The sequence below is a fragment of the Capnocytophaga sp. oral taxon 326 str. F0382 genome (assembly GCF_000318295.1).
GTDB lineage: Bacteria > Bacteroidota > Bacteroidia > Flavobacteriales > Flavobacteriaceae > Capnocytophaga > Capnocytophaga periodontitidis.
In genome coordinates this window covers 1-22,236 of sequence record NZ_KB291371.1, presented here as the reverse complement: position 1 = coordinate 22,236, position 22,236 = coordinate 1, and the positions used below count along the sequence as shown (strand labels likewise).

The following is a 22,236-nucleotide window of genomic DNA, read 5'->3' as shown; positions in this document are numbered from 1 at the left end:
TAAAAGTTTAAACTAAACTTTTTGGACAGCCTCAGTTTTTTATTTTAGTTTGTTCAGACCATTCTACGACCATAACAGAGCTTCCTTTTCTCGTTCTGCTAATACAAGTGTTTCCATAAAAAACTTTTTTATTTAATGGTAAAGGTACAAAATAATTATTGTATCATTTCCCAAAGTTTGTCTTTGAGTTGTTGGATGCCTTTGCCTGCTACTGATGAGATGAACAAGAAAGGTGTATTGCCCACTCCTGCGGCTACTTCTTGACGAATGGCTTCAGTGAGCTCGTCGTCGAGCATATCTGCTTTTGAAATGGCTATGAGGCGGTCTTTATCTAATAGTTCAGGGTTGTATTCTTTGAGTTCGTTGAGTAGGATATGGTATTCGGCTACTATATCGGGGCTATCGGCAGGAATGAGGAATAACAATACCGAGTTGCGCTCTATATGTCGCAAGAAGTAATGCCCTAAACCTTTGCCCTCGGCAGCACCCTCTATAATCCCAGGGATATCGGCTACTACAAACGATTGGTAATCGCGGTTTTGCACAATACCTAAGTTGGGTTTGAGGGTTGTGAATGGATAGTCACCTATTTTTGGCTTAGCAGAAGTAATTACCGATAGCAATGTAGATTTGCCCGCATTGGGGAAGCCTACAAAACCTACATCAGCTAATACTTTTAACTCTAAAAGCAACTCGCGTTCTTCACCAGGGAGACCTGGCTGGGCGTAGCGTGGGGTTTGGTTAGTAGCTGTGCGGAAATGCCAGTTACCTAATCCACCTTTGCCACCGCGCAAAGCGATGACCTCTTGTCCGTCTTCAGTAATTTCAAAGAGTACTTCTTCGGTTTCAGCATCTTTAACAATGGTTCCTAAGGGGACTTCTAAAGTGATATCTTTACCGTCGGCACCAAAACTGCGATTAGCACCTCCTGCTTCACCGTGTTCGGCGCGGAAGTGCTGTTGGAACTTGAAGTGTATGAGTGTCCAAAGGTGTTTATTGCCACGCAAGATGATATGCCCTCCGCGACCGCCATCGCCTCCATCAGGACCTCCTTTGGGTACGAATTTTTCGCGGTGTAGGTGCATAGAGCCGGCGCCTCCTTTGCCAGAGGCGGCGTATATCTTTACGTAGTCGGTGAAATTGCCTTCGGTCATTGTAGATTATTCAGCTTTGAGTTTATCGATAGTGTCGGAGAGGCGGGTGGTAATTTCTTCGATAGTACCAATACCATTGATAGGGTGGTATTTGCCTTGTACTTGATAGAAAGCGATAAGGGGGGCAGTTTTTTCGTTGTATTCGGTAAAACGGTTGCGAATTTTTTCTTCGTCTTGGTCATCGGTGCGACCGCTCACTTTACCGCGTTCCAACAATCGTTTGATGAGCACCTCGTCATCAGCTTCTAAGGCGAGGGTGCCGTGAATGCGCATTCCTTTAGAAGTTAAGAAAGTGTCGAGTGCTTCGGCTTGTGCGATGGTACGAGGGAATCCGTCGAAAATAAAACCTTCGGCATTAGGGTTCTTTTCAACTTCCTCTTGTAGCATTTGTATGGTTACTTCATCGGGTACGAGGTCGCCTTTATCCATATACGATTGGGCGAGTTTGCCAAGTTTTGTTTGGTTTTTAATATTATAGCGGAAAATATCTCCGGTAGAGATGTGTACTAAGTTGTATTTGTCTTTCAAGAATGCGGCTTGGGTGCCTTTGCCAGCCCCTGGTTTGCCGAAAAGTACTAAATTTGTCATCGTTAATGAAGTGTTTAATTGATATACTTGGGGTAGGTTGCGCCCTATCTCATCGAAATCTAAGCCGTATCCTACGATAAAGCGGTTAGGGATAGGTTTGCCAACATAGTCTATTTTGAGGTCTTTTTTATAGGCATCGGGTTTGAAGAAAAGGGTAGCGATGCGGAAAGATTTTACCTTTTGGTTTTCAAACAGTCGGTAAATTTCTTCTAAGGTATTACCAGTGTCGATAATATCCTCCAAAATTACTACATCGCGACCTTCTACAGGGGTAGAAAGTCCGATGAGTTGGTGTATTTTGCCAGTGGACTGGGTGCCCTCATAAGACGCCATTTTCACGAAAGATATTTCACATTCGCCTTTGTAGTGTCTTACAAAATCGGCGGCAAACATAAAAGAGCCGTTGAGCACGGCAATGAATACGGGACACGACTCTTGTAGGTCTTGATAGACCTCGCTTGCCATACGTTCGGCAATTTGGTTGAGCTGCTCGGCTGAGACGTAGGGCTCAAAGGTTTTATCGTGTATTTTAATCAGTTCCATCGTTTAGGTGTTATGTTTAGTCGTTAGGATGTTAGTTGTTATAGATTTGAGATGTGTTTGTGTGCTTTAGGAATTTCTTCTTCCTCATCCTCAATAGCTCTTTCACGCAAGAAGCGATACTCTTCAATAGGGAGGACAGCTAATATATCATTGCCTTGAAAATCTTTTATGTATTGTACGGCTGAGTCCATAACAAACTATTTAAATTATTGAAAGAAAGTGCAAAGGTAATCATTTTTAATAAATGCACAATAATTGTGCCTAATAATTGTAGGGACAGCAATTTCACCGATAAATCTTATCAGCAATAAAATAGGTGTCTGTTAGCTTTTGTCAATTTTCTTTAATAAAGAATTATCATACATCTCTCATACTGTTAAATATATTTTTACTAATTTTGTCGCTATAATCTGAGTTATCACCTATATCTTTTTTTATAAAGAAAATGAAATAACATCATAATGAAGAATCATATCAAATATTTAGTATTAGCATTGCTTTTGTTGGGTTGCAAAAACTACAAGAGCCTTACAACGCAAATAGATAAAAATAAAGCGATACCTTACAATCAGTATTCGCAAGAATTTCAAGCGTGGGAAGCTACGAAAAATATAAAGTTAGAAGAAGCTTACCAAATACATTTAGGTTATGCTGCCAAAAATCAAGATAAGATAAAACTTAAATCGGCAAAAGGACACCCATTATACTATGTTTATGATGATTATTATATATTTTCAACGGTAACATATATTCATAAAATCGGTATTTTTAATTGTACGGGCATTTGGGTCAATGCAAATACGGGAGAAGTTAATTATGTTGAAGTTGATAAAAACCAAAATTTTCATACAGACCCGAATATTTGGCTAACGTCCTATAATGACAATAAGTTGTAGCACAACGAGGAATAAAAAACTTTGATCACTTGGTAGGGGAAATAAAACATTATAATGAAAATTTGTATGAATTATTTAATATTATAAGATCTCAATTTTCGTTTGATAAATTCACAAACTATTTCTTTTTGACTATTAAAAATGATTGTTATAATTACTGGAGCTTCACACACAGGTAAGACTTTTTTAGCTCAAAAACTATTAGAAAAATATAAATACCCATATCTATCAATAGATCACTTAAAAATGGGATTAATTCGCAGTGGTTATACTAAACTTACCTTAGAAAATGATAAAGCACTTACAGATTATATGTGGCCTATTATTCGTGAAATGATTAAAACAGTCATAGAAAACAAACAAAATCTTATCATTGAAGGAGTATATATTCCTTTTGACTGGGAGAAAGATTTTACAAAAAAATATCTCGAGGATATTAAATGTTATTGTCTTGTAATGAGTGAAAACTATATTAAAACCCACTTTGATGATATAAAGAAATATGCAAATGCCATAGAAAAGCGTTTAGATGATGATTGGTGTACAATGGAAAGTGTTTTAGATGATAATGCACAGTTTTTGGCCCTTGCAAAGAAACACAACACTAATTTTATACTGATTGATGATAGATATAAGGTAAATATCGAGCTATGATGAACTATAAAATTTTTGTTTTGGAGAGACTTAGAGAGGCAGAGAAACGGTATAGTTATTTGCTAATGGTGCGACGGGCGACTAACAACAAGTAGCTGAGGGCGCCTACTCCTATGCATATTGCCATTGCAAATACCATTGGGCGCTCAGAGGTGATGGCGAAAAGCGAGAGCACTGCTCCTACTACCGAACCGATACCAAAACGCAACATCCCTGTGAGTGAATTGGCGGTACCTGCTACTTCGGGGTACATATCCAAAATGGCGGCATTGGCACTGCTGGACACTACCGATACTAAACCTACAAACATTGAAACTCCTGCTACGGTAGCCCATAATCCCAAATGGAAAATACCGCATATCACCAGCCACGCTCCTGCAATGAGTTGGATAGTAAGCCCTAACCGCAAGGATTTTTCTACACCTATTCTGGTGACGCATTTGCCGTTGAGCGAGGTTGCCGTCATCATTACAATTACATTGAGAAGGAAAAAATATCCAAAGTGTTGAGGGGCTACCCCAAAGAGTTTGGTGTACACAATAGAGCCCGTGGTGATAAAGCAAAACATTCCTGAATAGGAAAGCGAATTGCAGAAAATATACCCCAATACCTTTTTGTTGCTGAGGAGCTTGCCGTAAATGCGCAAGGTGTTGCCTATTTTCAAAGGTGCGCGCTTGAGTTTAGGAAGCGTTTCTGGGATTTTATAACTCACTAAGAGCGCCGCCAAGAGTCCTAAAACCATCAGCACGTAGAAGATGATATGCCAATGAAACCAGTCGGTGAGGTGACCGCCCAGTACGGGGGCGATGAGAGGGGCAATCATCGTGACAATCATAATCATCGACATTTGGCGGGCAAACTCATTTTTGGCGAAAAGGTCGCGCAAGAGCGCACCCGTAACTACCGCCGGCGATGCTCCAAAAAAGCCTTGCACAAAGCGCAGTATATAAAAATGATGGATATGGTGAATTTGCGTAATCACTAATGACACCAATGCTGAGGTGATAATCCCGATGAGAATGATAGGTTTGCGCCCATAACTATCGGATAGAGGTCCCCAAAAGAGTTGCCCAAAAGCAAAACCAAGAGTAAAGAGCGCTAAGGTTTGAGAAATCATCTCTTCGGATACGTTCAAATCATTAGCAATCTTCACAAAAGCAGGGAGGTACATATCGATAGCCAGCGGGGTGAGCATCGATAGGAGTCCCATAATGAGGATAAACAGTAGGTCGGGTTTTGAGTCTTTGAGTTCTTCAGGTTCTAACACTATTTTTTAGGGTCTTTAATACGTTCTATTTCCTTTATAATTTCTTGGTAGTGTAGATGGTTAATAGATGAAGCAGGTTCTTTGGCAAGAGCTTGTTTGGCGAAAGCCTCAATCATATCTAAATGTTGCAAGGCAAAGAGACGCACATCGGATACTTGCTGTATGCTCGCAGCTTTGCTGTTTTTAGCGTCGGCAGGCGCATTGATGAGCCTATCGATTTGAGAGAGGTACAAGCGTTCGATACCACGGCGATAAGTGTTTTGGCGCGCATCGGGGTTGTTGAGGGGTTTCCATACTGCTTTGAATACATCTTGCAGATATTCGTTTAGCGGATAAGGATTTTTGGAGGTGAGCGATTGGTTATAAAGGTTGTAGAGGGTTTGCTCTCCTAAAAGTACACTCAGGGTAAGGTTTTGCATACTGATGATGTTCTTATCGGGGGTTGCTCCTGTTTTTTCTACTATTTCCTGAGGATATAACCACAAAGGCGCTTCAAAAAGTTCTTTATCTAAATAGTTAATAGCTTCTTTTACCTTCTCTTTGGGTACTTCTTTATAGACTTCTTTCTCACCGATGATGCCCACATATCTATTGCCAATGTGTTTGAGCACGTGCTTCAAATAGCGGAAATACTGCATATAGGCAGCGGTTTGCATTTCGTTGAGGTATTCGTATTTATCGTTGTTTTGCTTTGTCCATTCAGGGAGATGTTGCACGATATAGCGGAGATTTTTCAATCCGTAAGTATTGGCTTTCATCACGTTATCCGAAAGGTCTTCAGTTTGTGCACGAGGGTCTTCATCTTTGCCTTCCCCTCCGAACCACAATCGCGGATTGGCTTTGAGTTTTTGGGTAACCATTTCCGCAAGCGCCTCTTGTTCAGCATACTCGTCTTTGTATTTCTTGCCGTAATAGCGATATCCCCATTCAATTGCCCATTTGTCGTAGATACCTATGCGCGGATAGAGTCCTTTGCTACTGATATTGTCTCCGGGCTGTGCCACATAGTTAAAACGCGCATAGTCCATAATAGAAGCGGTATGACCATTGGCTTCAACCCATTTTTTGTCGCGGAGCTTTTCGACAGGCGTTTGACTGCTGGCGCCCATATTGTGGCGCAAACCTAAGCAGTGACCTATTTCGTGAGAGGAGACAAAGCGCACGAGGTCGCCCATTAGTTCCTCGTTGAACTCCATAGTACGAGAGCGTTTATCGACAGCAACTACCTGAATCATATACCACTGATTGAGGAGTTTCATCACGTTGTGATACCAGCCCACGTGGCATTCTATAATTTCACCACTGCGAGGGTCGGCGATGTTAGGACCGTAGGCGTTACTTTTTTCGGAAGGGAGGTAGCGAATTACGTTGAAGCGGGCATCTTCTAAGCTCATAGAAGGGTCGTTAGGCCAAGGTTTTGCGACAATAGCCTCTTTGAATCCCGCTTGTTCGAAAGCTACATTCCAATCGTTTACACCTAAAATGAGGTATTTTTGCCATTGTTTAGGCGTAGCAGGGTCGATATAGAACACGATTTGCTTTTTGGGGCGTACCAACTGACCGCTAAGATATTTTTTGACGTCTTCTTTGCGAGGTTCTAAGCGGAAACGGTGGATATAATATTCAGTTTCGGTGCGTTGTTGCTGGTCGCTGAACTTGATGTATCGGGTAGCGAAAAAGCCCACACAAGGGTCGAAGAGACGTTTTTGCATAGGTGTTTTTGGCAGGAGCACCATAGAGATATTCAGTTCTAAGGTAATAGCCCCCACCTTGTTTGCCGACGGAATGGTACTGGGTGAAGCGTTGAACGTTTTGAGAGTATTGACCTCTACGTTGATAGGATAAGGACGTATATCGTCTACAAAAGAACGATCGGTAGCGATAGCGCCTATTTTCATTTGGGTTTTTGCATTCAATGAAAAAGAGGTAACGCTGTTGTCTTGCTTGAAGAAATCGGTGATGTCGATGAGTTGTGCTTTGGTTTTGGGGTTGCGCCCGATAACGGTGAACGATGCTACCACAGGGTTGGCACTCGAATTGGCTACTGCTACCGAGATATTATCGTCGGTACCGGCTTCTTGCAGATTGAGGAAAGAGCGCAAGAGGAGTGTTTTATCGCCTTTCTGCTCGAAATAGACGGTTTGTTCATTCACTTTTTCGCCTGCATAGAGTCCGAAGTTATGAGGAGCCGCTTTGAGTCGCGTTACGCATAGCAAATAGCGATTGAGGAGGGAATCGGGGACTTCAAAGTACCATTTCTCTTCAATTTTGCGAATCGTAAAGAGTCCGTTGCGCTCTATACCCTTTTTTTTGATGAGTTTAGCGTACTCTTCGGCGCGCTTTTGCTCAGGAGTCTTTTCAGGTTTTTCAGTAGTATCGGTTTTGGTTGCCGCTTTGGTAATAGTGTCTTTCACTGTGGGGGTTTGCTGAGCGAAAACATAGGAGCTCATTCCCAATAGTAGTGTATATAATATATATTTCTTCATATCTTTATAAAATCAATCTAATTTTATTTCTTCACCTTCGTATTCCTTTCCGTTGTACTTTAGGTATTTTATTTCTACTCGTTTTTCAGAGATTTCATCCTTACAGTCGCTATCACTAACTTTTGTTGTAAAGGTAACTCTATTTTTGATATTGAAATAGCCATTAGTTTTTTCGGTTTCCATTATGAACATAGAATCAAATATGTATTCATAGCCTTCGCAGTAATTAAAGTCACCTCTTGAAGCACTAAGTATGTAATTGTTCAATACCTTTTTGAGTGTTTTTCCTTTCGGCAGAAATAAACTAAAATATTCTTCACCAGCAGGGTTAGGTCGGCTTTGGTTATGAGTAAACACACGAATACCAAAAGCGCGTTCACCTTCTGAAAGGATAAACTTTGCGGTATCAATAGCAATGCCATTTATTACAAAAGCATCGGAGACCCATTCACTTAAACCTTTATAAAAACAGCTTATTTTTTGTTCTTTTATATTGAAAAGAACGATGTAAGCATCAATCCAACCATCGTCTTCAGTTCCATTTTTGACGGGGAAGACCATTACCATTGTATTATTGTCATAAGGCAATATTCTCTCGTTGTATAAGTCGGTATCTATTTTTGATTTAGGTATAGAAAGGGCTTTTATCACCTTTTCAAAAACTTTAGGGTCTTTTTGAGCTTTGAGGCTAAAAGCACAACAAGTACATAGAAAAAAGGTTAGAAAATATTTCATTTTTTTGATATTATAGTCAGACAAAAATAGATTGCGTTTTAGAGGGCGTTTAACATACCTCATTCGTCATTCATCATTAGCAATTCTGCTACATCATAGACTTTTATTTGGGCTTCTTTTTCTTTGGTTTTTACGCCATCGGTCATCATCGTATTGCAAAACGGACAAGCGGTGGCGATGATATCGGGACGCACGTCGAGGGCTTGCTCGGTGCGCAATACATTGATTTCTTTATCTCCTTTTTCCGATTCTTTGAAGAGCTGTGCGCCTCCTGCTCCACAACACATTGCGCGGGCTTTGCACTTTTTCATCTCTACCAAATCGGCTTCTAAGGAGGTGAGCAGTTCGCGGGGGGCGTTGTACACTTTGTTGGCTCTGCCAAGGTAGCAGGGGTCGTGAAAAGTGATGCGCTTGCCTTTGAAGGTGCCACTTTCTATAGTGAGTCTGCCCTCATCAATAAGGGTTTTGAGTAACTCAGTGTGGTGCATTACTTCGTAATTCCCGCCCAGCGCAGGGTATTCGTTTTTGATAGTGTTGAAACAGTGCGGACAGGTGGTTACTATTTTGGTTACCTGATAGTTGTTGAGCACCTCGATATTCATCATTGCCTGCATTTGGAAGAGGAACTCGTTGCCTGCGCGCTTGGCAGGGTCGCCAGTGCAACTCTCTTCGGTGCCGAGTACGGCAAAGCGCACCCCTGCTTTTTGCAAGAGGTGGGCAAAGGCTCTGATGATGCGTTTAGCTCTGTCGTCAAAACTACCAGCACAGCCTACCCAGAAGAGTACTTCGGGGGTTTCGCCACGAGCTGAGAGTTCTGCCATTGTTGGAATCATAATAATCTAATTTGAAAATTAGCAAATTCGGAAATTAGCAAATTTGGTAATTTGGCACGAGCTACAAAGCTCGCGCCAGCAAAATGCTGTAGGTTATTTTACGATTTCTAAATCGCCATCTACAAAACCTACGGCTATATGTTGTACGTTAAAAAGTTTGATACTGTTTTCGGCTACTATTTCTTTAAGGATTTCGGTAATCATCGAGAGGGCTTGTTCCCAATGTACTTCTTCAGGGATTTCTTCTAAAGGTAAAAAGCAGTCATCGGGCACAAAATCATCATCGCAAGCCCAATCGGGGTCTTCATCATCATACCAAGAAGAGCCTATAAGTTCCAATTCGTAAGGTTCGGAGATGTTGAAATTCAGTGCGACAATATCATTAGGTAAGGTTTCTTGACGATCAATTCCAAGTAACCATTTTTTAATCTTGTTTTTAACGGTTTCTTTCATTTTAAAATAATTTGTTGATTTGGCACGAGCTACAAGCTCGCGCTAGCTAAGGTTATTAGAGATTTATAGGACGAGTCAGACAAGTCAGACAAGTCGGACAGAATAGGCACGAGCTACAAGCTCGCGCCAGCTAAGAGGAGTTACAAACTCGCGCCAGCTAAAGCTACAAGCTCGCGCTAGCGAACTAATCGTTAAACACTTCTACGGTTTCTTCTTTGAGGACAAAATCGGTGAATTTGCCTTTGTAGCGAGTGGCTTTTACGATGTGATTGTCTATCCAATGATAGTTGCCTCCACGAGGTTTGCCAAAGATAATCCCGTGATACTTAAAGCCGTGCTTTTTCAGCCATTGCTCGGTAACTTCGCGGTGTGCTTCGGTACGTGAGGTGAAAAAGTAAATCACGTGACCTTCGTCATACCATTTGTTTACTTGTGCTAAGGCATCGGGGAATACTTCGGCAGTTGCCATACGCTCGGGTTCTTCGTTAGGGATGTCCTCGCCTACGGTACCATCAATATCGATGAGGTAGTTTTTCACTCCCTCGGGCAATATGGGATTTTTATTGCCTTGAGCATCTTCTTTTAGGGTGAATTTTTCAGTCATAATATTTGAATTAGCAAATTAGCAAATTAGCAAATTGTTAAGGAATCCATTTTTTTTCGAAGTTAGGTTTACGCTTTTCGAGGAAGGCATCGCGTCCTTCTTTGGCTTCATCGGTCATATACGCTAAACGGGTGGCTTCACCAGCGAATACTTGTTGCCCTACCATACCGTCATCGGTGAGGTTCATAGCGAATTTCAGCATTTTGATAGAAGTAGGCGATTTAGCCATTATCTCTTGCGCCCACTCAAAAGCGGTGACTTCGAGCTCGTCGTGAGGGACTACGGCATTTACCATTCCCATCTCGAAAGCCTCTTGCGCTGAATAATTGCGCCCTAAGAAGAAGATTTCGCGGGCTTTCTTCTGTCCGACCATTTTGGCGAGATAAGCCGACCCATAACCGGCATCAAAACTGGTTACATCGGCATCGGTTTGTTTGAAGATTGCGTGTTCTTTGCTCGCGAGGGTAAGGTCGCACACTACGTGCAATGAGTGTCCGCCACCCACTGCCCAACCGGGTACTACTGCTATCACCACCTTGGGCATAAAGCGAATAAGGCGTTGCACTTCGAGGATGTTGAGGCGGTGGTAACCATCGTCGTCTACATACCCCTGATGACCACGTGCTTTTTGGTCGCCACCACTGCAAAAACTCCATACGCCATCTTTAGGTGAAGGTCCTTCGGCAGAGAGTAATACGGCGCCTATGTTGATGTCTTCATAAGCATCTTTGAAGGCATCGAGGAGTTCAGAAGTGGTTTTAGGGCGAAAAGCGTTGCGTACTTCAGGACGATTGAAGGCGATACGCGCTACGCCATCGCATTTTTTATACGTAATATCTTCGTATTCTTTTACGGTTATCCAATTCATATAAGTGAAAAGTGAAAAATGAAAAGTGAAAAATTATTTAGGGGGCAAAGGTAGTAATAATTTGTCAATTAGCCAATTTGTAGATTGTCAATTATTTTGTACCTTTGTCCAAAAATAAGAAGTATTATGAACTCAATTGTATTACAAGCAACGATTAATGAAGCCGATTATCCTATTTTTTTAGGTTTGTTTGAGAAGTTCAAGGTAAAAACCGTTCTTTTAAAGAAAAAAGTGGGGAAGAAGACTTATCCCATTGAAACAGCGATTCCTAATGAAGAAACGCACGCTGCTTTTATGGAAGTAAAGGAAAAGGGACACCTTATGAAGGGATATACTGATGTTAGAGAACTTTTTAAAGATATAAATAATGAATAGCTGTAGTTTTGATGATGAAAAAGTGATTGATTATCAGATTCATAGACTTTGTTAAAGTTTTAGGACTTTGACAAAGTGTAGCGACCCTCCGCTGGCGTGAGCTTACAGTTTGTGCCCAATTCAAAATTCAAAATTCACCTGAAAAATTATATCTTAAACCCTTTCAAAGACTTCTGTTGCTTACCCTGTGAGTCGAAATTCTCAGGAGAGAGCCATTGCTCAAGGGCGCGTTTGTTAGCTTCCCATTCCTTATCTATCATAGCAAACCAAGCGGTGTCGCGCGAACGCCCTTTGTAAACCACTGCCTGCCTAAATGTACCCTCATATACAAAGCCCAAGCGCTCCGCAGCACGACGCGAAGGTGCATTAAGGCTGTCACACTTCCATTCGTAACGCCTGTATTGAAGGACTTCAAACACATATTTTGCCAACAAATACTGCGCCTCTGTAGCCATACGCGTACGCTGCAAAGCCGGCGAATAGTTCACCCACCCCACTTCTATCACTCTGTTTTTAGGGTCTATACGCATTAGAGCGAGCGTACCTACTGCTTTTCGCGTTTGCTTATCTACAATCGTCAGGAAATAAGGGTCGGTAGAGGCTTCCTGCTTGGTGAGTAAAGCGTGTAACTCCTCTTTGTTCTTTGCAGGAGCTATGGATAAATAAGTCCAATCGGGCATTACGGCATTGGCTTCCAAATAGAAATCACTCAAATCGTCTAAATGTTTGGCTACCGAAAGAGGTTCCAACAGACAATAATTTCCCTCTAAAAGGGTTATATGAGGGGTTTCTCCTACTGAAAAATTAGGTAATGCCTCCCCTATGGGTTGATTGTACTGGTTTGTGTTCATTGTATATTTTTAGATAATCGGTTGATACGCCAAGCATTTGTCTACTACTTCCTCGACAGTGGGGTCGTAGGAGGAAATATCCATAGTGCGGGCGTTATAATTTTCGGGATAGAAGAATAGCGAACTGCCCTCGGGGTGAGGTACATTGCGATCGAAGCGCTCCATTAGCTCCTCTTGGCGATCGTCATCGTCTTCTTCTATGATTTGATTCCCTAATTGTATGAGTTCTTCTCGGGTCATTAGGTAAAAAATAAGTTTTTATACTATTTAGAGGCAAGGGTTCTCAGTGCCTTTTTTACAATATACTTGGTTTCCTTGGTAGGACTTTCGCGTTCCCAACGCTCACAAAGGGCTGTTACAAAATCGGGGCGGGTTTTGCTGGCATCATTCAGCCAGTTCCCTACACTATCTTGCACATACTTTGCTTTATCGGACTTCAATTTGTCTAATATAGGCAAATACAGTTCAGGCTTTTCTTTCAAGGCTTCTATATGAGCGCACCAAACACCGCGTGGGCGCAAGGCTTCTGTACTAAATCTACGGATATTCTCATCTTCGCTTTCTGCCCAATGAGAAAGAAAAGCAATCGAAAAATCTAAATGCTCGCTCATTTCGGGGCGTAATGCCATCCAAATAATCTCACGAACGCCAAAATGACTATCGGCTACCAAAGGTTTTAGATTGTGTAGCTTATCTTCTAAAGGGGTGTCGGTATGCAAAGCTACCAAATAGCAAGCATAACAGCGCACAGAATCGGATAAATGCGTGCTGATTTGCTTAAACAAAGGCTCATAGAGGTCCGTATTTGCATATTTTTCGTATAACAATGCCCCTACGAGCCTAATCGTATTCATTGTAGAAGGTTTCTTTTGCTGATTAATTTGGCTAACCAACTCTTCAATGATATTTTTATCCATCCCCAAAGCAGGAAAAACAGATTTCACCAGCAGAGAATGGTCTACAGCTAGCCATTCGGTAAGGTTTACCGTTTCTATACGCCCCGCATTTAATAGTGAAAGCACTTCGGAAGGTATATCTACTGCCTTTTGAGCCCCTTTTCTGTTTTTGATTTCTTCGGTCATAAAATTAATTTGTCAATTAGTCAATTAGAAAATTAGCAAATTCTATGGTGTGATAGTAACGATTTTTCCCTCACGGCGCACTACAATCTTTTGATTATTCTTGCGTTTTTGGGCAATCATTCGCTCATAAGCAAGAGATAAACCTTTTAAAAGTTTCTCTTCTAATATATCTTTTTTAACTTCTTTCTTTTTCATAGCTGTTTTTCATTTGATTATAGAGGTCTGTATTATAAATTATTTCTTTCTCTCCTTTGTATTTCTTTGCAATAGGAGTACGTTCTCCCTCTGAATTATCAAATATATAACAAATATCTACCATATCGATATAGATAGTAAAGAGATTGGCAATCCCGTTATAATATCTTCTTTCAATGGTTTCTAAGGGAATATTATGCCCTCCTTCAGCAACGCGCTGGGCGACCCGCTTTTTAGCTATATTGGGTGAGTCTAACCAAAAAAACAATAGGGTAACTTCATAGCCATTGGCTTGCGCCCATTCTATTTTTTGCTTATAGCTTTTAGTAGCCAAAGTAGTTTCAAAGGCAAAAGTTTCTCCTTTTTGCAATAGTTCGTCCATACGAGCAAGCATTATTCTACCGGCTTGCATAGCTACGCTTTCGGGCTGGAAAGGCGATAGCCCCTTGGCGATCTCGTCGGCATTGATAAACTCTTTACAGTCGAGAACTTCGGGCAAAATGGTAAAGGAAGCAGTGGTTTTTCCCGCGCCATTACAACCTGCTATGATATAGAGGTGTTTCTTATTACTCATCTGTCATCTCATAAAACCAATTTAAAAAAGGGTCATCGGTTGCTTCGTCGTCCATACTATGAGGGGTTACCACTTCTAATCCTATTGCGGGGATAGTGGTATGAAACGTATTTTGCACCCACTCTTGGTATTGTGTATTGGGGTGGACGAACATTTCGTTCTTATCACTGTTAGGGGGGAGTGGATAATACTCGTCCCAACAAATTTCATCATAGCCAATGGCTAAAAGACGCAAGAAATCCAAGGCGTTTTTCACCAATATACAGGTCATCATAGAGCCTGAACCCGACCCGATATGCACGATTTGGGTATGCCCTTCATCGTCGAGCCACAAGGCACATTCCGAACCATCTCCTCCGCTCTGTGCAAAGGAAAGCAAACGCTGTGCTGTTTCCTCCTTATGTTTCCCGAAAGAAATCTCTAACAGCTCTTCACGTTCTGAGGGTTTTGCTACATAAAACGAAATATCAGTACCACCTTCACGTTCGTCTTCTTTCCAGCTCTCTCTTAGCTTATCTTGTGGATATAGATAGCCATAACGCACGCCATCTCTGTCCTCATAATAACCATTGTCCTCTATCCACTGATAGAGTTGGCGGAGTTCCTCAGGGATTTGCATTCCCTCAGGGAGGACATTTTCTAATTGTTGTAATAAAATATTTTTCATTTTTCTTTACGATTCATACATCATTGCATCATACCAACCTTCAAAATCATCATTTAAGCCACTATCCTCTGAGCTCATTGGTACAAAAATATCTATTCCTTTTGCACGAATAGATACTTTATTGAAATTCAATTGCTTTTTTACCACTTCCCAGTTGCCTGCCTCTTCAACCGTATTCACACAACGGACTATTTGGGTTGTTCCTCTGTAGTCCAACCACAAAGCTACCATAGAACCATTGTATATATTTTCGGCTATTTGCAAAAAACGCTGAGCAGCATCGTCGGCATTCTTACCAAAAGAAATGGTTAAGAGTTCTTTACGAAAGTTTTCTTCTTCCATATAAAAGGCAATATCGATATCTACGTTTACGTCATCTAGGTATGTATTCCTAAAAGGATTTTTAGGATACAGATATCCGTAACGTACACCATCGTCTCTGTCCTCATAATACCCATTATCTTCTATCCACTGATAGAGTTGGCGGAGTTCTTCAGGGATTTGCATTCCTGCGGGAAGTGCGTTTTCTAATTGTTGCAATAAGATGTTGGGCATAATCAAGACTATTTCTTAGTTCCTCTTTTAGGTTTTTCAAGTGTTTTTATTTCATTACCTAAAACGGTAATTACTTGATTGTTAGAAATAGGTCGCAAATCTATTTTTGGTGAATATTCGTTTACTATTTTTTGAGTAGCTTCCTTATATGGAAAGTTTAAATAATGAGGCAAAAAGTAAAAATCTACCAAATGTAAGCCTGAATAATCAGTGAGTTCAGGAACTTTTTTGGTCTCGTCCATATCGCTAACAAATTCAATAGTAGGAGAGGCAATGATAGAACCTGCTGAAGTGCCTATGTACAACTTTCCATTATTAATTTGTTCTATAAGTAGCTTGTCAGCTCCTTTCTTTTTTAGTTCTTGCATTAGGTAGAATGTATTCCCTCCAGAGATAAAAATATAATCATTTCGCTCTAATGCTTGGGCTATATCTTCGGTAGTAGCGGTAGAAATTTCTAATTCTTCTATGATAAGCCCTAATTTTTCAAAGGCTTTTCTATCATCATCTACATAAAAACGCACTTTTTCTACCAAACTTGCTGTTGGGATAAATACGATTTTCTTTCCATTTACCGGTTCTCCTGCAAAATCTTCAAACAATTTGGCTACTGAACTGAACGATGAGGTTAAAAATAATCTTTTCATTTGTAATAATAATTGCTGTTATTGGACGGTGGAGGCACGAGCTACAAGCTCGCGCCAGCGAGGGCTGTTACTGGAGGAGTCGGACTTTATAAAAATATGTAACCTAACTATTGTTTGGCAAAGTCCTCTAAAAACTGCCTATATAATGGTACACTTCTCTCAATCCATTCGGTTGTACTGTTCAGCTCGATGCCATAATAAGCAAAAAACGGGCGGTAATCGGCGTGAATGTATTCGAACGTGAGTTCAAAAGGATGTAACAATTCCTTAAGGGTGTATTTATATTTTTCGTTATGCGCATATTCACGCTCATCAATACCTGCCGAAATGGCGAGTGTTACCTTTTTGCCACCTACTTTATAACCGCTTTTGCTTCCGTAAGCCCAGCCATAGGTAAGGACTTCATCTTGCCATTTTTTCAAAAGAGGTGGCGAGCTAAACCAATAGAGCGGAAACTGAAATACAATGTGGTCGTACTGCTCTATCAGTTGTTGTTCCTTCCTGACATCGATATGTTCGTCGGGATATGCTTTGTACAACTGGTGTATGGTATATTGCTCCGGGTATTTCTCGAGCTCCTCAATCCAACGTTTGTTGATGAGAGAATCCTCTATATGAGGGTGTGTTACTATAATGAGTGTCTTCATTCGATACGAGCCGCACGGGCAATTAATGATTTAATTAAATTGTTAATATATTCAAATTGCTTAATCAATTTACGAATAATCAAAAGTGAATAGCACGATACGGCTTACGGGCTCGTAAAGCATAATGATACCATCTATATGCCCCTTACACCAATCATAACTTGCTGTATCTGCAATAAAGTAAAATGGATTTCCTTGGTATGAAATCTTAATCCAGTCAGGAGAGGGTTGTCTCTCATACTCTAATTGCATATCGAAAGCCTTTGGATACTCACCATCATCAATAGAGCCTTGCCAATTTCCACTCCATATATCTCCACCCAAATTGTTCAAATAATTTACTCTATTGGGTTTGCCTTGATATTCGGGATAATTAGTATCTACTAAGGTACCGTATTTTATTATGTTTTTCTTGCTTTGCTCATAGGACTCCACCATTTCTTGAAGTTCTTTCTCTTCTTTAGAATCGAAATCCCAGTTATGATATTTAGTTCTTTCAAAAAATCCTTCGTTTCCTAAGAACTCAAACTTGTTATCATCGGTGAGTTTGAACGTTACCCAGTTAGGGGCAGTGTATTCATTGTGATATTTGGTAGTGTTTCCCCCCATATATCCTATATTCGCCTCAAAAGGGCATAACATATACACCTTTTGTCCCGCCCAATCGGGGTTGATTTCTGCCAAATCGATACTCATCAGGGGCAGAAAATGATTTTTGAGCCACGGTTGCTCTTTTACAAAAATGTCTTCTGCCTTGGGGAACGCCTGCAAATGGTCGTTCAGTTCTTGAATGTTTTCTCTTGATTGCATAATGTTTTTATATTGTTATCCCAATTTCTTGGCATCGGCTAAAAACTGTGCTAAGCCGCTATCGGTAAGGGGATGTTTGAGGAGGCCGGTGATAGCCGAAAGAGGTGCGGTAATCACATCAGCACCTATTTTAGCACATTCGAGAATGTGCATTGTGTGGCGTACAGAGGCTGCAAGGATTTGTGTCTCAAAGTTATAGTTGTCGTAGATGAGGCGTATTTCTTCGATGAGAGAAAGTCCGTCGGCAGAGATATCATCAAGTCTGCCAATGAAAGGCGATACATAAGTAGCACCTGCTTTGGCTGCCAAAAGCGCTTGACCTGCTGAGAATACGAGAGTGCAGTTGGTGCGAATGCCCTTATCGGTGAAGTATTTAATAGCTTTGATACCGTCTTTAATCATCGGTACTTTTACTACGATTTGAGGGTGAAGGGCAGCGAGTTCTTCGCCTTCGCGCACAATGCCTTCGAAATCAGTGGCAATCACTTCGGCAGAGACATCGCCTTCTACAATCGTACAGATGTCGGTGTAATGTTTGAGGATCGCGGCTTTGCCGGTGATGCCTTCTTTAGCCATTAGAGACGGATTGGTGGTTACGCCGTCTAACACGCCCAAGTCTTGGGCTTCTTGAATTTGCGATAGATTCGCTGTGTCGATAAAAAATTTCATAAGACAATTAATAATTAACGATTAATAATTAACAATTAACAAGTTGTGATGTTATCAGGTCAAGAAAACGAATTATATTTAACTTTGGCAAAGAGAGTGTTACAAATTGACAAATTAGATAGCTTTGCTGTAAAAGTCTCCCACAAAGCCAGCGAGGGCTCACAGCTGGGTATGTGAATACGAATTTTATTTTATATTATCTCACGAATTTTCACCTGAGGTGAATTATCTTGTGAATATATTATGATATAAATATAATTCTAAAAGTTAGTAATCAATTTTGGCAAACTCTTAAACTTTGCAAAAGTTTACATAAGCCCCCGTTCCCCCGAAGGGGGACAATCTGCAAAAGAGATTGTATAGAGGATAGTTCTAAAAACAAGTTATAATTAAGCAAAAATAAATAAGTAAATTCAACAAAATTTAGCAAAGTGGGTGTTGCAAATTGGCAAATTTGCTAATTACCTAATTTGCTAATTTAATGAGTAGTGTTTCATCAGCATTTTCTCGTAGCGCTTGCTCGGTAAGAGTCGTTTGAGGACAATGGAGAATTTCTGTAAGAAACTGCCTTGTTTATAATGCACTTTAGGATGTTTGATATTGATGACTTTCAGTATTTTATCTGCCATTTCTTTGGGGTCGCCACCGCTATCAACGTGCTCATTCATCAGCTGGAGTTGCTTGGCATAGACTTCGGCATACGGAGAGTTTTCGTTTACGGGGGTATGGTAACGGCGAGAGGCAATGTCGGTGGCGTAATCACCTGGGGAAATGGTGGTTACCTCGATGCCAAACTGCTTTACTTCCATACGCAAGGCTTCACTCATCAAAAGAAGCGCACCTTTGCTGGCGGAATAAGCTCCGCGGAAGGGCAAGCCCATATAACCTGCAATAGAGGCTATGTTGATGATGCGTCCGCTACCTTGTGCGCGCATAGTGGGGAGTACTTGCTGGATAACTGCTATAGCGCCGTAGAGATTGGTAGCAAAAACGTTGTGTAGTTGCTCGGCAGGGAGTTCTTCTACCGCTCCTGTGATGCCCACGCCTGCATTGTTGATGAGTATATCGATACGACCTACTTCGGTGAGGATTTGCTGTACCGCTTCTTTGATAGAAGTTTCGTTGCGCACATCCATTGGCAAAAGACGGAAAGGCAGGTTTTTGCCTTCTACATTGCGCGCTGTACCATAGACCAAAAAGCCTTTGGAAGCGAGGAGCAAGGCAGTTTCTTTGCCTATACCCGAAGTGGCGCCGGTAATGAGAACGGTTTTGTTCATTGTTTAGGGAACAGGTTTTAGGGTTTTAATATGGCGACAAAGGTAGTAGTAAATTAGCAAATTAGCAAATTGTTAATTGCGAATTACTTCATCTTCTTCTAAACTTTCAAAAGGTACATTTTCATATTGGTTGAACACTTTTAGTGTATCGGGAGTAGTAGAAAGGAAATCATATCCGCCAAGAGAGGGTTCCTCTATCCCCAACCAATGGGCATAGCCTTTGAGAAAATGAAAAGCCGATTTGTTTACCTTTATTACCTTATGCTCGCTGTCATCGCTGTTGAGCAAAGCAAAAGGAATGCGGTAGACAGCCTTGTTAGGGTGCGTATCGCCGTGAGTGAGAGTGGCAAAAAATGAAGAAGAGCGATCTTTAGTCATTAGTCCGTGATCGGCGAAGTAGAGCATAGAGAAGGGGAGGTGTTGTGCCTCTAAGAGTTTGTAAACACTTTGTAAGAACGCATCGGTCTGTTCAATGGTTTGCAGGTAGGCAGAGAAGTTGCGGTTGTAGTAATCGTAGTGGATAGCGTGCTCTAAGCGTTCGGGGAAATACGTGTGTGAGCCCATAATATGCACTACAAATAGGCGCGGACGTGTTCTTTTTTCGGCTAAAAAGCGTTGTAGCACAGGTAGTAAAGCACTGTCATAGATATTCATAGATGAATAGTCGCCTTTTTTGGTGAAAACCTTGTGGTCGCACAAAGAGGCTATTTTGGCAATAGGCGTATCCCACTCGCCTACTGACCCTTGATTAGAAATCCAATAGGTGCCAAAACCAGCAGCTTTTGCCAAAGAGATGAGATTATCGGCATAAGCGAAATCACCGTCCTTTTGCTTTAAGAACATTCGCAAGAGTGCTGTGGTGGTGTTAGGGGCAGTAGCTGTATAACCATCAATAAGGGTGCCCTTAGCAGATTTTAAAAAAGAGGAGTTTTCTACAGGGAATCCATAAGCCGACATATAGTCCTTGCGTACACTCTCGCCTATTACCAGCACATAGTTAGCGTACTTGGGGTTAACGCTCACTACTTGCCACGAGGGAGTGCCCTCGATACTCTGGTTGAGATCAGCGCGCAACTGCTTGTAGTATTGCACGTTGTGGTATATAGAAGCGTAGAAAGCTATAGGCGCTGTACGCGTGTTTTGCCATTGGAAACTGCCTTCTTCTTTTATTTTTGCCCAAGGGCGGTAGAGGGTAAGAAGCACGCCTACTACAGCCATTCCCAAAATAATAAACTTTTGATTGCGGCTGCGAGGATAGGTTTTCTTTTTGCCTATATAAAGAATATATCCGCCAAATACTAAAGTAAGCACCGATACCCCATAAGCATAGAAAGGCAATTGCTGCATAAACTCTTTAGACTCTTGAAAATCGGTTTCAAAGAAAGCGCCAATCATTGTGGCAGGGGGGTGACCAAACCATATAATTTGAGGTAAGAAGAGTACGCAGGTGATAAGTACAAAACCAAAAACGAGGGCAAATAGCCAATAGTTCAGTCGCCTGAGAGCCAAGAACAGCAAGAAAGTAGCCAACATACCATAGACCGCCAAGTTCATATCCAAGGCAAAAGGAATGGCAACAGAGAAAAGGAGTAGGAGGAGTTCAAAAAGGTATTTTTTCATTAAAAATTAGCATTTAGCCATTGACATAACGATGGCAAAGGTAATAATAATTTGGGATTTACACTTCGGGATATAGGATTATTTTGTATATTTGCGCGTTCTTAAGAAATCTACATTTGCTATATGCAGAAAAATTACTTGATACTTGCCCATAAAAATCCGCAGCAACTCACTCGAATGATAAAGGCTTTAGATAATGGTAACTCTAAGTTTTTTATTCACTTAGATGCTAAAACTCCTATAGAGCCTTTTACAGCACAGTTACAAGATGAACATATTATATTTATACCTGAAAGAGTGCGTTGTATATGGGGGGATTTTTCGATTGTGCTTGCTACTATTCACTTGATGGAAGCTGCTGCCAAAGCGCAGAGCAAAGGTTTTTTTATTTTGATGAGTGGGCAGGATTACCCCATTAAACCTATTGCTCAGTTAGATGCTTTTCTAGAAGAAAACGCTCATTGTGATTTTATAGATTATCTTCCCTTAGAGCAGAAGTGGAAGCCCAAAATGGTAAAGGATAAGTTAGCTCACTATCATATTCTTCACTCCGAAACAAGAGGCGATAGCAATTGTTATGCTCCTTTCTCGTGTAGTTCTTTATTTCAAAAAGGCAGGACACTATGGCATTTGCTCAAAGGTAGGCTTTCCTTACAAAACTTTAAAAAATTATGCCAGCTCCCTCAACGAGAAGCCCCTTTTGCTCAACAGTACGCAGGTAGTCAGTTTTGGGCATTTTCTGAAAATACTTTCTACGATGTACTCTCTTATATACAGAAACATCGCAAAGAATTGGAATTGTATTACCAATACACCTCTTCTCCAGACGAAGTGTATTTTCATTCAATATTGTTGAATTTGAAGGAAGAGGGTAGAAAGATTATTCTTAAAAACCAGCTTACTTATGTAAATTACTTTAGGAAAAACAATATTTTCCTAACAGAGGATTTTGAGAAGCTCACCTCTGCTAAAGAGCAGTTTTTTGCACGGAAGTTTGATATGGAGATAGATGCTATTATTTTAGATAGATTAGATAAACTAGAAATCAACAAATAACTTTTACCTTTGTTTATGCAGAAAAATTACCTGATACTTGCCCATAGAAATCCTGAACAACTTTGCCGAATGATAAAGGCTTTAGACGATGGTAATTCTAAGTTTTTTATTCACTTAGATGCTAAAACTC

The 22,236-nt window shown here is 40.9% G+C and carries 27 protein-coding genes; 4 read left to right on the top strand and 23 right to left on the bottom strand.

Features of this window, described 5'->3' with window-relative positions; genetic code table 11:
• Positions 1-155: 155 nt before the first annotated feature.
• Genes obgE through HMPREF9073_RS01945 form a run of 3 tightly spaced genes read right to left on the bottom strand, consistent with a single transcriptional unit; the run spans position 156 to position 2,476 of the window.
• Positions 156-1,154 (bottom strand): GTPase ObgE, encoded by a 999-nt coding sequence (obgE, locus tag HMPREF9073_RS01955; RefSeq protein WP_009750693.1) that lies wholly within the window; start codon positions 1,152-1,154, stop codon positions 156-158.
• Between the two features lie 6 nt (positions 1,155-1,160).
• Positions 1,161-2,285, bottom strand: coding sequence for an adenylate kinase (locus HMPREF9073_RS15395; protein ID WP_009750692.1), 1,125 nt, complete (start codon positions 2,283-2,285; stop codon positions 1,161-1,163).
• Between the two features lie 38 nt (positions 2,286-2,323).
• Positions 2,324-2,476 (bottom strand): hypothetical protein, encoded by a 153-nt coding sequence (locus HMPREF9073_RS01945; protein ID WP_009750691.1) that lies wholly within the window; start codon positions 2,474-2,476, stop codon positions 2,324-2,326.
• 270 nt (positions 2,477-2,746) lie between these two features.
• Here HMPREF9073_RS01945 and HMPREF9073_RS01940 point away from each other — a divergent pair, with 270 nt between their 5' ends.
• Together HMPREF9073_RS01940 and HMPREF9073_RS01935 are read left to right on the top strand one after the other, a co-directional pair.
• Positions 2,747-3,181: a hypothetical protein gene (locus HMPREF9073_RS01940; protein ID WP_009750689.1), complete on the top strand. Its 435-nt coding sequence runs from the start codon at positions 2,747-2,749 to the stop codon at positions 3,179-3,181.
• Between the two features lie 141 nt (positions 3,182-3,322).
• Positions 3,323-3,835, top strand: coding sequence for a hypothetical protein (locus tag HMPREF9073_RS01935; protein WP_009750688.1), 513 nt, complete (start codon positions 3,323-3,325; stop codon positions 3,833-3,835).
• A 55-nt stretch (positions 3,836-3,890) separates the two neighbouring features.
• Here HMPREF9073_RS01935 and HMPREF9073_RS01930 read toward each other — a convergent pair whose 3' ends face one another.
• From HMPREF9073_RS01930 to HMPREF9073_RS01900, 7 genes are all read right to left on the bottom strand, one after another.
• Positions 3,891-5,102: a Bcr/CflA family multidrug efflux MFS transporter gene (locus HMPREF9073_RS01930; RefSeq protein ID WP_009750687.1), complete on the bottom strand. Its 1,212-nt coding sequence runs from the start codon at positions 5,100-5,102 to the stop codon at positions 3,891-3,893.
• The gene (locus HMPREF9073_RS01925) at positions 5,102-7,588 is read right to left on the bottom strand and encodes a zinc-dependent metalloprotease (protein ID WP_009750686.1); all 2,487 of its coding nucleotides are present in this window, start codon (positions 7,586-7,588) and stop codon (positions 5,102-5,104) included. Before HMPREF9073_RS01925 ends, HMPREF9073_RS01930 begins: the two co-directional genes overlap by 1 nt.
• 12 nt (positions 7,589-7,600) lie before the next feature.
• Positions 7,601-8,323, bottom strand: coding sequence for a hypothetical protein (locus HMPREF9073_RS01920; RefSeq protein ID WP_034555136.1), 723 nt, complete (start codon positions 8,321-8,323; stop codon positions 7,601-7,603).
• Positions 8,324-8,382: 59 nt separating this feature from the next.
• On the bottom strand, positions 8,383-9,156 hold the full coding sequence (locus HMPREF9073_RS01915) for a (Fe-S)-binding protein (protein WP_009750684.1): 774 nt from the start codon (positions 9,154-9,156) through the stop codon (positions 8,383-8,385).
• A gap of 93 nt (positions 9,157-9,249) precedes the next feature.
• Complete coding sequence (locus HMPREF9073_RS01910; RefSeq protein WP_009750683.1) at positions 9,250-9,609, bottom strand: hypothetical protein; 360 nt, start codon at positions 9,607-9,609, stop codon at positions 9,250-9,252.
• A 184-nt stretch (positions 9,610-9,793) separates the two neighbouring features.
• Positions 9,794-10,213: a hypothetical protein gene (locus HMPREF9073_RS01905; RefSeq protein ID WP_009750682.1), complete on the bottom strand. Its 420-nt coding sequence runs from the start codon at positions 10,211-10,213 to the stop codon at positions 9,794-9,796.
• Between the two features lie 37 nt (positions 10,214-10,250).
• Positions 10,251-11,081, bottom strand: a complete 831-nt coding sequence (locus HMPREF9073_RS01900; RefSeq protein ID WP_009750681.1) for a 1,4-dihydroxy-2-naphthoyl-CoA synthase — start codon at positions 11,079-11,081, stop codon at positions 10,251-10,253.
• 126 nt (positions 11,082-11,207) lie between these two features.
• Here HMPREF9073_RS01900 and HMPREF9073_RS01895 point away from each other — a divergent pair, with 126 nt between their 5' ends.
• Positions 11,208-11,456: a hypothetical protein gene (locus HMPREF9073_RS01895; protein WP_009750680.1), complete on the top strand. Its 249-nt coding sequence runs from the start codon at positions 11,208-11,210 to the stop codon at positions 11,454-11,456.
• Between the two features lie 146 nt (positions 11,457-11,602).
• On the opposite strand, the gene HMPREF9073_RS01890 is transcribed toward HMPREF9073_RS01895, so the two are convergent.
• From HMPREF9073_RS01890 to HMPREF9073_RS01830, 13 genes are all read right to left on the bottom strand, one after another.
• On the bottom strand, positions 11,603-12,307 hold the full coding sequence (locus tag HMPREF9073_RS01890) for a GNAT family N-acetyltransferase (RefSeq protein ID WP_009412297.1): 705 nt from the start codon (positions 12,305-12,307) through the stop codon (positions 11,603-11,605).
• Positions 12,308-12,316: 9 nt separating this feature from the next.
• Positions 12,317-12,547 carry a bacteriocin immunity protein gene (locus HMPREF9073_RS01885; RefSeq protein ID WP_009412296.1) on the bottom strand — a complete coding sequence of 77 codons (231 nt, stop codon included), beginning with the start codon at positions 12,545-12,547 and terminating at the stop codon, positions 12,317-12,319.
• 23 nt (positions 12,548-12,570) lie between these two features.
• Entirely contained in the window at positions 12,571-13,389 is an 819-nt protein-coding gene (locus HMPREF9073_RS01880) for a DNA alkylation repair protein (protein WP_009412295.1), read from the bottom strand.
• Between the two features lie 42 nt (positions 13,390-13,431).
• Complete coding sequence (locus HMPREF9073_RS15835) at positions 13,432-13,584, bottom strand: hypothetical protein (RefSeq protein ID WP_009412294.1); 153 nt, start codon at positions 13,582-13,584, stop codon at positions 13,432-13,434.
• The gene (locus HMPREF9073_RS01870; RefSeq protein WP_009412293.1) at positions 13,565-14,158 is read right to left on the bottom strand and encodes a zeta toxin family protein; all 594 of its coding nucleotides are present in this window, start codon (positions 14,156-14,158) and stop codon (positions 13,565-13,567) included. The genes HMPREF9073_RS15835 and HMPREF9073_RS01870 overlap by 20 nt, the downstream gene beginning before the upstream one ends.
• Positions 14,151-14,825, bottom strand: coding sequence for a hypothetical protein (locus HMPREF9073_RS01865; protein WP_009412292.1), 675 nt, complete (start codon positions 14,823-14,825; stop codon positions 14,151-14,153). Before HMPREF9073_RS01865 ends, HMPREF9073_RS01870 begins: the two co-directional genes overlap by 8 nt.
• Positions 14,826-14,831: 6 nt before the next feature.
• Positions 14,832-15,380, bottom strand: a complete 549-nt coding sequence (locus tag HMPREF9073_RS01860; protein WP_009412291.1) for an SMI1/KNR4 family protein — start codon at positions 15,378-15,380, stop codon at positions 14,832-14,834.
• An 8-nt stretch (positions 15,381-15,388) separates the two neighbouring features.
• Positions 15,389-16,027 carry a peptidase E gene (locus tag HMPREF9073_RS01855; protein ID WP_009412290.1) on the bottom strand — a complete coding sequence of 213 codons (639 nt, stop codon included), beginning with the start codon at positions 16,025-16,027 and terminating at the stop codon, positions 15,389-15,391.
• Between the two features lie 107 nt (positions 16,028-16,134).
• Positions 16,135-16,674, bottom strand: a complete 540-nt coding sequence (locus HMPREF9073_RS01850) for an NAD(P)H-dependent oxidoreductase (protein WP_009412289.1) — start codon at positions 16,672-16,674, stop codon at positions 16,135-16,137.
• Between the two features lie 69 nt (positions 16,675-16,743).
• On the bottom strand, positions 16,744-17,484 hold the full coding sequence (locus HMPREF9073_RS01845) for a hypothetical protein (protein WP_009412288.1): 741 nt from the start codon (positions 17,482-17,484) through the stop codon (positions 16,744-16,746).
• Positions 17,485-17,499: 15 nt separating this feature from the next.
• Positions 17,500-18,153: a fructose-6-phosphate aldolase gene (gene fsa / locus HMPREF9073_RS01840; protein ID WP_002682363.1), complete on the bottom strand. Its 654-nt coding sequence runs from the start codon at positions 18,151-18,153 to the stop codon at positions 17,500-17,502.
• A gap of 473 nt (positions 18,154-18,626) precedes the next feature.
• Entirely contained in the window at positions 18,627-19,430 is an 804-nt protein-coding gene (locus HMPREF9073_RS01835) for an SDR family oxidoreductase (RefSeq protein WP_009412286.1), read from the bottom strand.
• Between the two features lie 72 nt (positions 19,431-19,502).
• Positions 19,503-21,050, bottom strand: coding sequence for a phosphoethanolamine transferase (locus HMPREF9073_RS01830; RefSeq protein WP_009412285.1), 1,548 nt, complete (start codon positions 21,048-21,050; stop codon positions 19,503-19,505).
• 123 nt (positions 21,051-21,173) lie between these two features.
• Here HMPREF9073_RS01830 and HMPREF9073_RS01825 point away from each other — a divergent pair, with 123 nt between their 5' ends.
• Positions 21,174-22,106 carry a beta-1,6-N-acetylglucosaminyltransferase gene (locus HMPREF9073_RS01825; protein ID WP_009412284.1) on the top strand — a complete coding sequence of 311 codons (933 nt, stop codon included), beginning with the start codon at positions 21,174-21,176 and terminating at the stop codon, positions 22,104-22,106.
• The last annotated feature ends 130 nt before the right edge of the window (positions 22,107-22,236 follow it).

Bases quoted from the DNA above. Each gene is read 5' to 3' on its own strand.
- obgE (WP_009750693.1), bottom strand. From the start codon at position 1,154: ATGACCGAAGGCAATTTCACCGACTACGTAAAGATATACGCCGCCTCT.
- HMPREF9073_RS15395 (WP_009750692.1), bottom strand. From the start codon at position 2,285: ATGGAACTGATTAAAATACACGATAAAACCTTTGAGCCCTACGTCTCA.
- HMPREF9073_RS01945 (WP_009750691.1), bottom strand. From the start codon at position 2,476: ATGGACTCAGCCGTACAATACATAAAAGATTTTCAAGGCAATGATATA.
- HMPREF9073_RS01940 (WP_009750689.1), top strand. From the start codon at position 2,747: ATGAAGAATCATATCAAATATTTAGTATTAGCATTGCTTTTGTTGGGT.
- HMPREF9073_RS01935 (WP_009750688.1), top strand. From the start codon at position 3,323: ATGATTGTTATAATTACTGGAGCTTCACACACAGGTAAGACTTTTTTA.
- HMPREF9073_RS01925 (WP_009750686.1), bottom strand. From the start codon at position 7,588: ATGAAGAAATATATATTATATACACTACTATTGGGAATGAGCTCCTAT.
- HMPREF9073_RS01920 (WP_034555136.1), bottom strand. From the start codon at position 8,323: ATGAAATATTTTCTAACCTTTTTTCTATGTACTTGTTGTGCTTTTAGC.
- HMPREF9073_RS01915 (WP_009750684.1), bottom strand. From the start codon at position 9,156: ATGATTCCAACAATGGCAGAACTCTCAGCTCGTGGCGAAACCCCCGAA.
- HMPREF9073_RS01910 (WP_009750683.1), bottom strand. From the start codon at position 9,609: ATGAAAGAAACCGTTAAAAACAAGATTAAAAAATGGTTACTTGGAATT.
- HMPREF9073_RS01905 (WP_009750682.1), bottom strand. From the start codon at position 10,213: ATGACTGAAAAATTCACCCTAAAAGAAGATGCTCAAGGCAATAAAAAT.
- HMPREF9073_RS01900 (WP_009750681.1), bottom strand. From the start codon at position 11,081: ATGAATTGGATAACCGTAAAAGAATACGAAGATATTACGTATAAAAAA.
- HMPREF9073_RS01895 (WP_009750680.1), top strand. From the start codon at position 11,208: ATGAACTCAATTGTATTACAAGCAACGATTAATGAAGCCGATTATCCT.
- HMPREF9073_RS01890 (WP_009412297.1), bottom strand. From the start codon at position 12,307: ATGAACACAAACCAGTACAATCAACCCATAGGGGAGGCATTACCTAAT.
- HMPREF9073_RS01885 (WP_009412296.1), bottom strand. From the start codon at position 12,547: ATGACCCGAGAAGAACTCATACAATTAGGGAATCAAATCATAGAAGAA.
- HMPREF9073_RS01880 (WP_009412295.1), bottom strand. From the start codon at position 13,389: ATGACCGAAGAAATCAAAAACAGAAAAGGGGCTCAAAAGGCAGTAGAT.
- HMPREF9073_RS15835 (WP_009412294.1), bottom strand. From the start codon at position 13,584: ATGAAAAAGAAAGAAGTTAAAAAAGATATATTAGAAGAGAAACTTTTA.
- HMPREF9073_RS01870 (WP_009412293.1), bottom strand. From the start codon at position 14,158: ATGAGTAATAAGAAACACCTCTATATCATAGCAGGTTGTAATGGCGCG.
- HMPREF9073_RS01865 (WP_009412292.1), bottom strand. From the start codon at position 14,825: ATGAAAAATATTTTATTACAACAATTAGAAAATGTCCTCCCTGAGGGA.
- HMPREF9073_RS01860 (WP_009412291.1), bottom strand. From the start codon at position 15,380: ATGCCCAACATCTTATTGCAACAATTAGAAAACGCACTTCCCGCAGGA.
- HMPREF9073_RS01855 (WP_009412290.1), bottom strand. From the start codon at position 16,027: ATGAAAAGATTATTTTTAACCTCATCGTTCAGTTCAGTAGCCAAATTG.
- HMPREF9073_RS01850 (WP_009412289.1), bottom strand. From the start codon at position 16,674: ATGAAGACACTCATTATAGTAACACACCCTCATATAGAGGATTCTCTC.
- HMPREF9073_RS01845 (WP_009412288.1), bottom strand. From the start codon at position 17,484: ATGCAATCAAGAGAAAACATTCAAGAACTGAACGACCATTTGCAGGCG.
- fsa (WP_002682363.1), bottom strand. From the start codon at position 18,153: ATGAAATTTTTTATCGACACAGCGAATCTATCGCAAATTCAAGAAGCC.
- HMPREF9073_RS01835 (WP_009412286.1), bottom strand. From the start codon at position 19,430: ATGAACAAAACCGTTCTCATTACCGGCGCCACTTCGGGTATAGGCAAA.
- HMPREF9073_RS01830 (WP_009412285.1), bottom strand. From the start codon at position 21,050: ATGAAAAAATACCTTTTTGAACTCCTCCTACTCCTTTTCTCTGTTGCC.
- HMPREF9073_RS01825 (WP_009412284.1), top strand. From the start codon at position 21,174: ATGCAGAAAAATTACTTGATACTTGCCCATAAAAATCCGCAGCAACTC.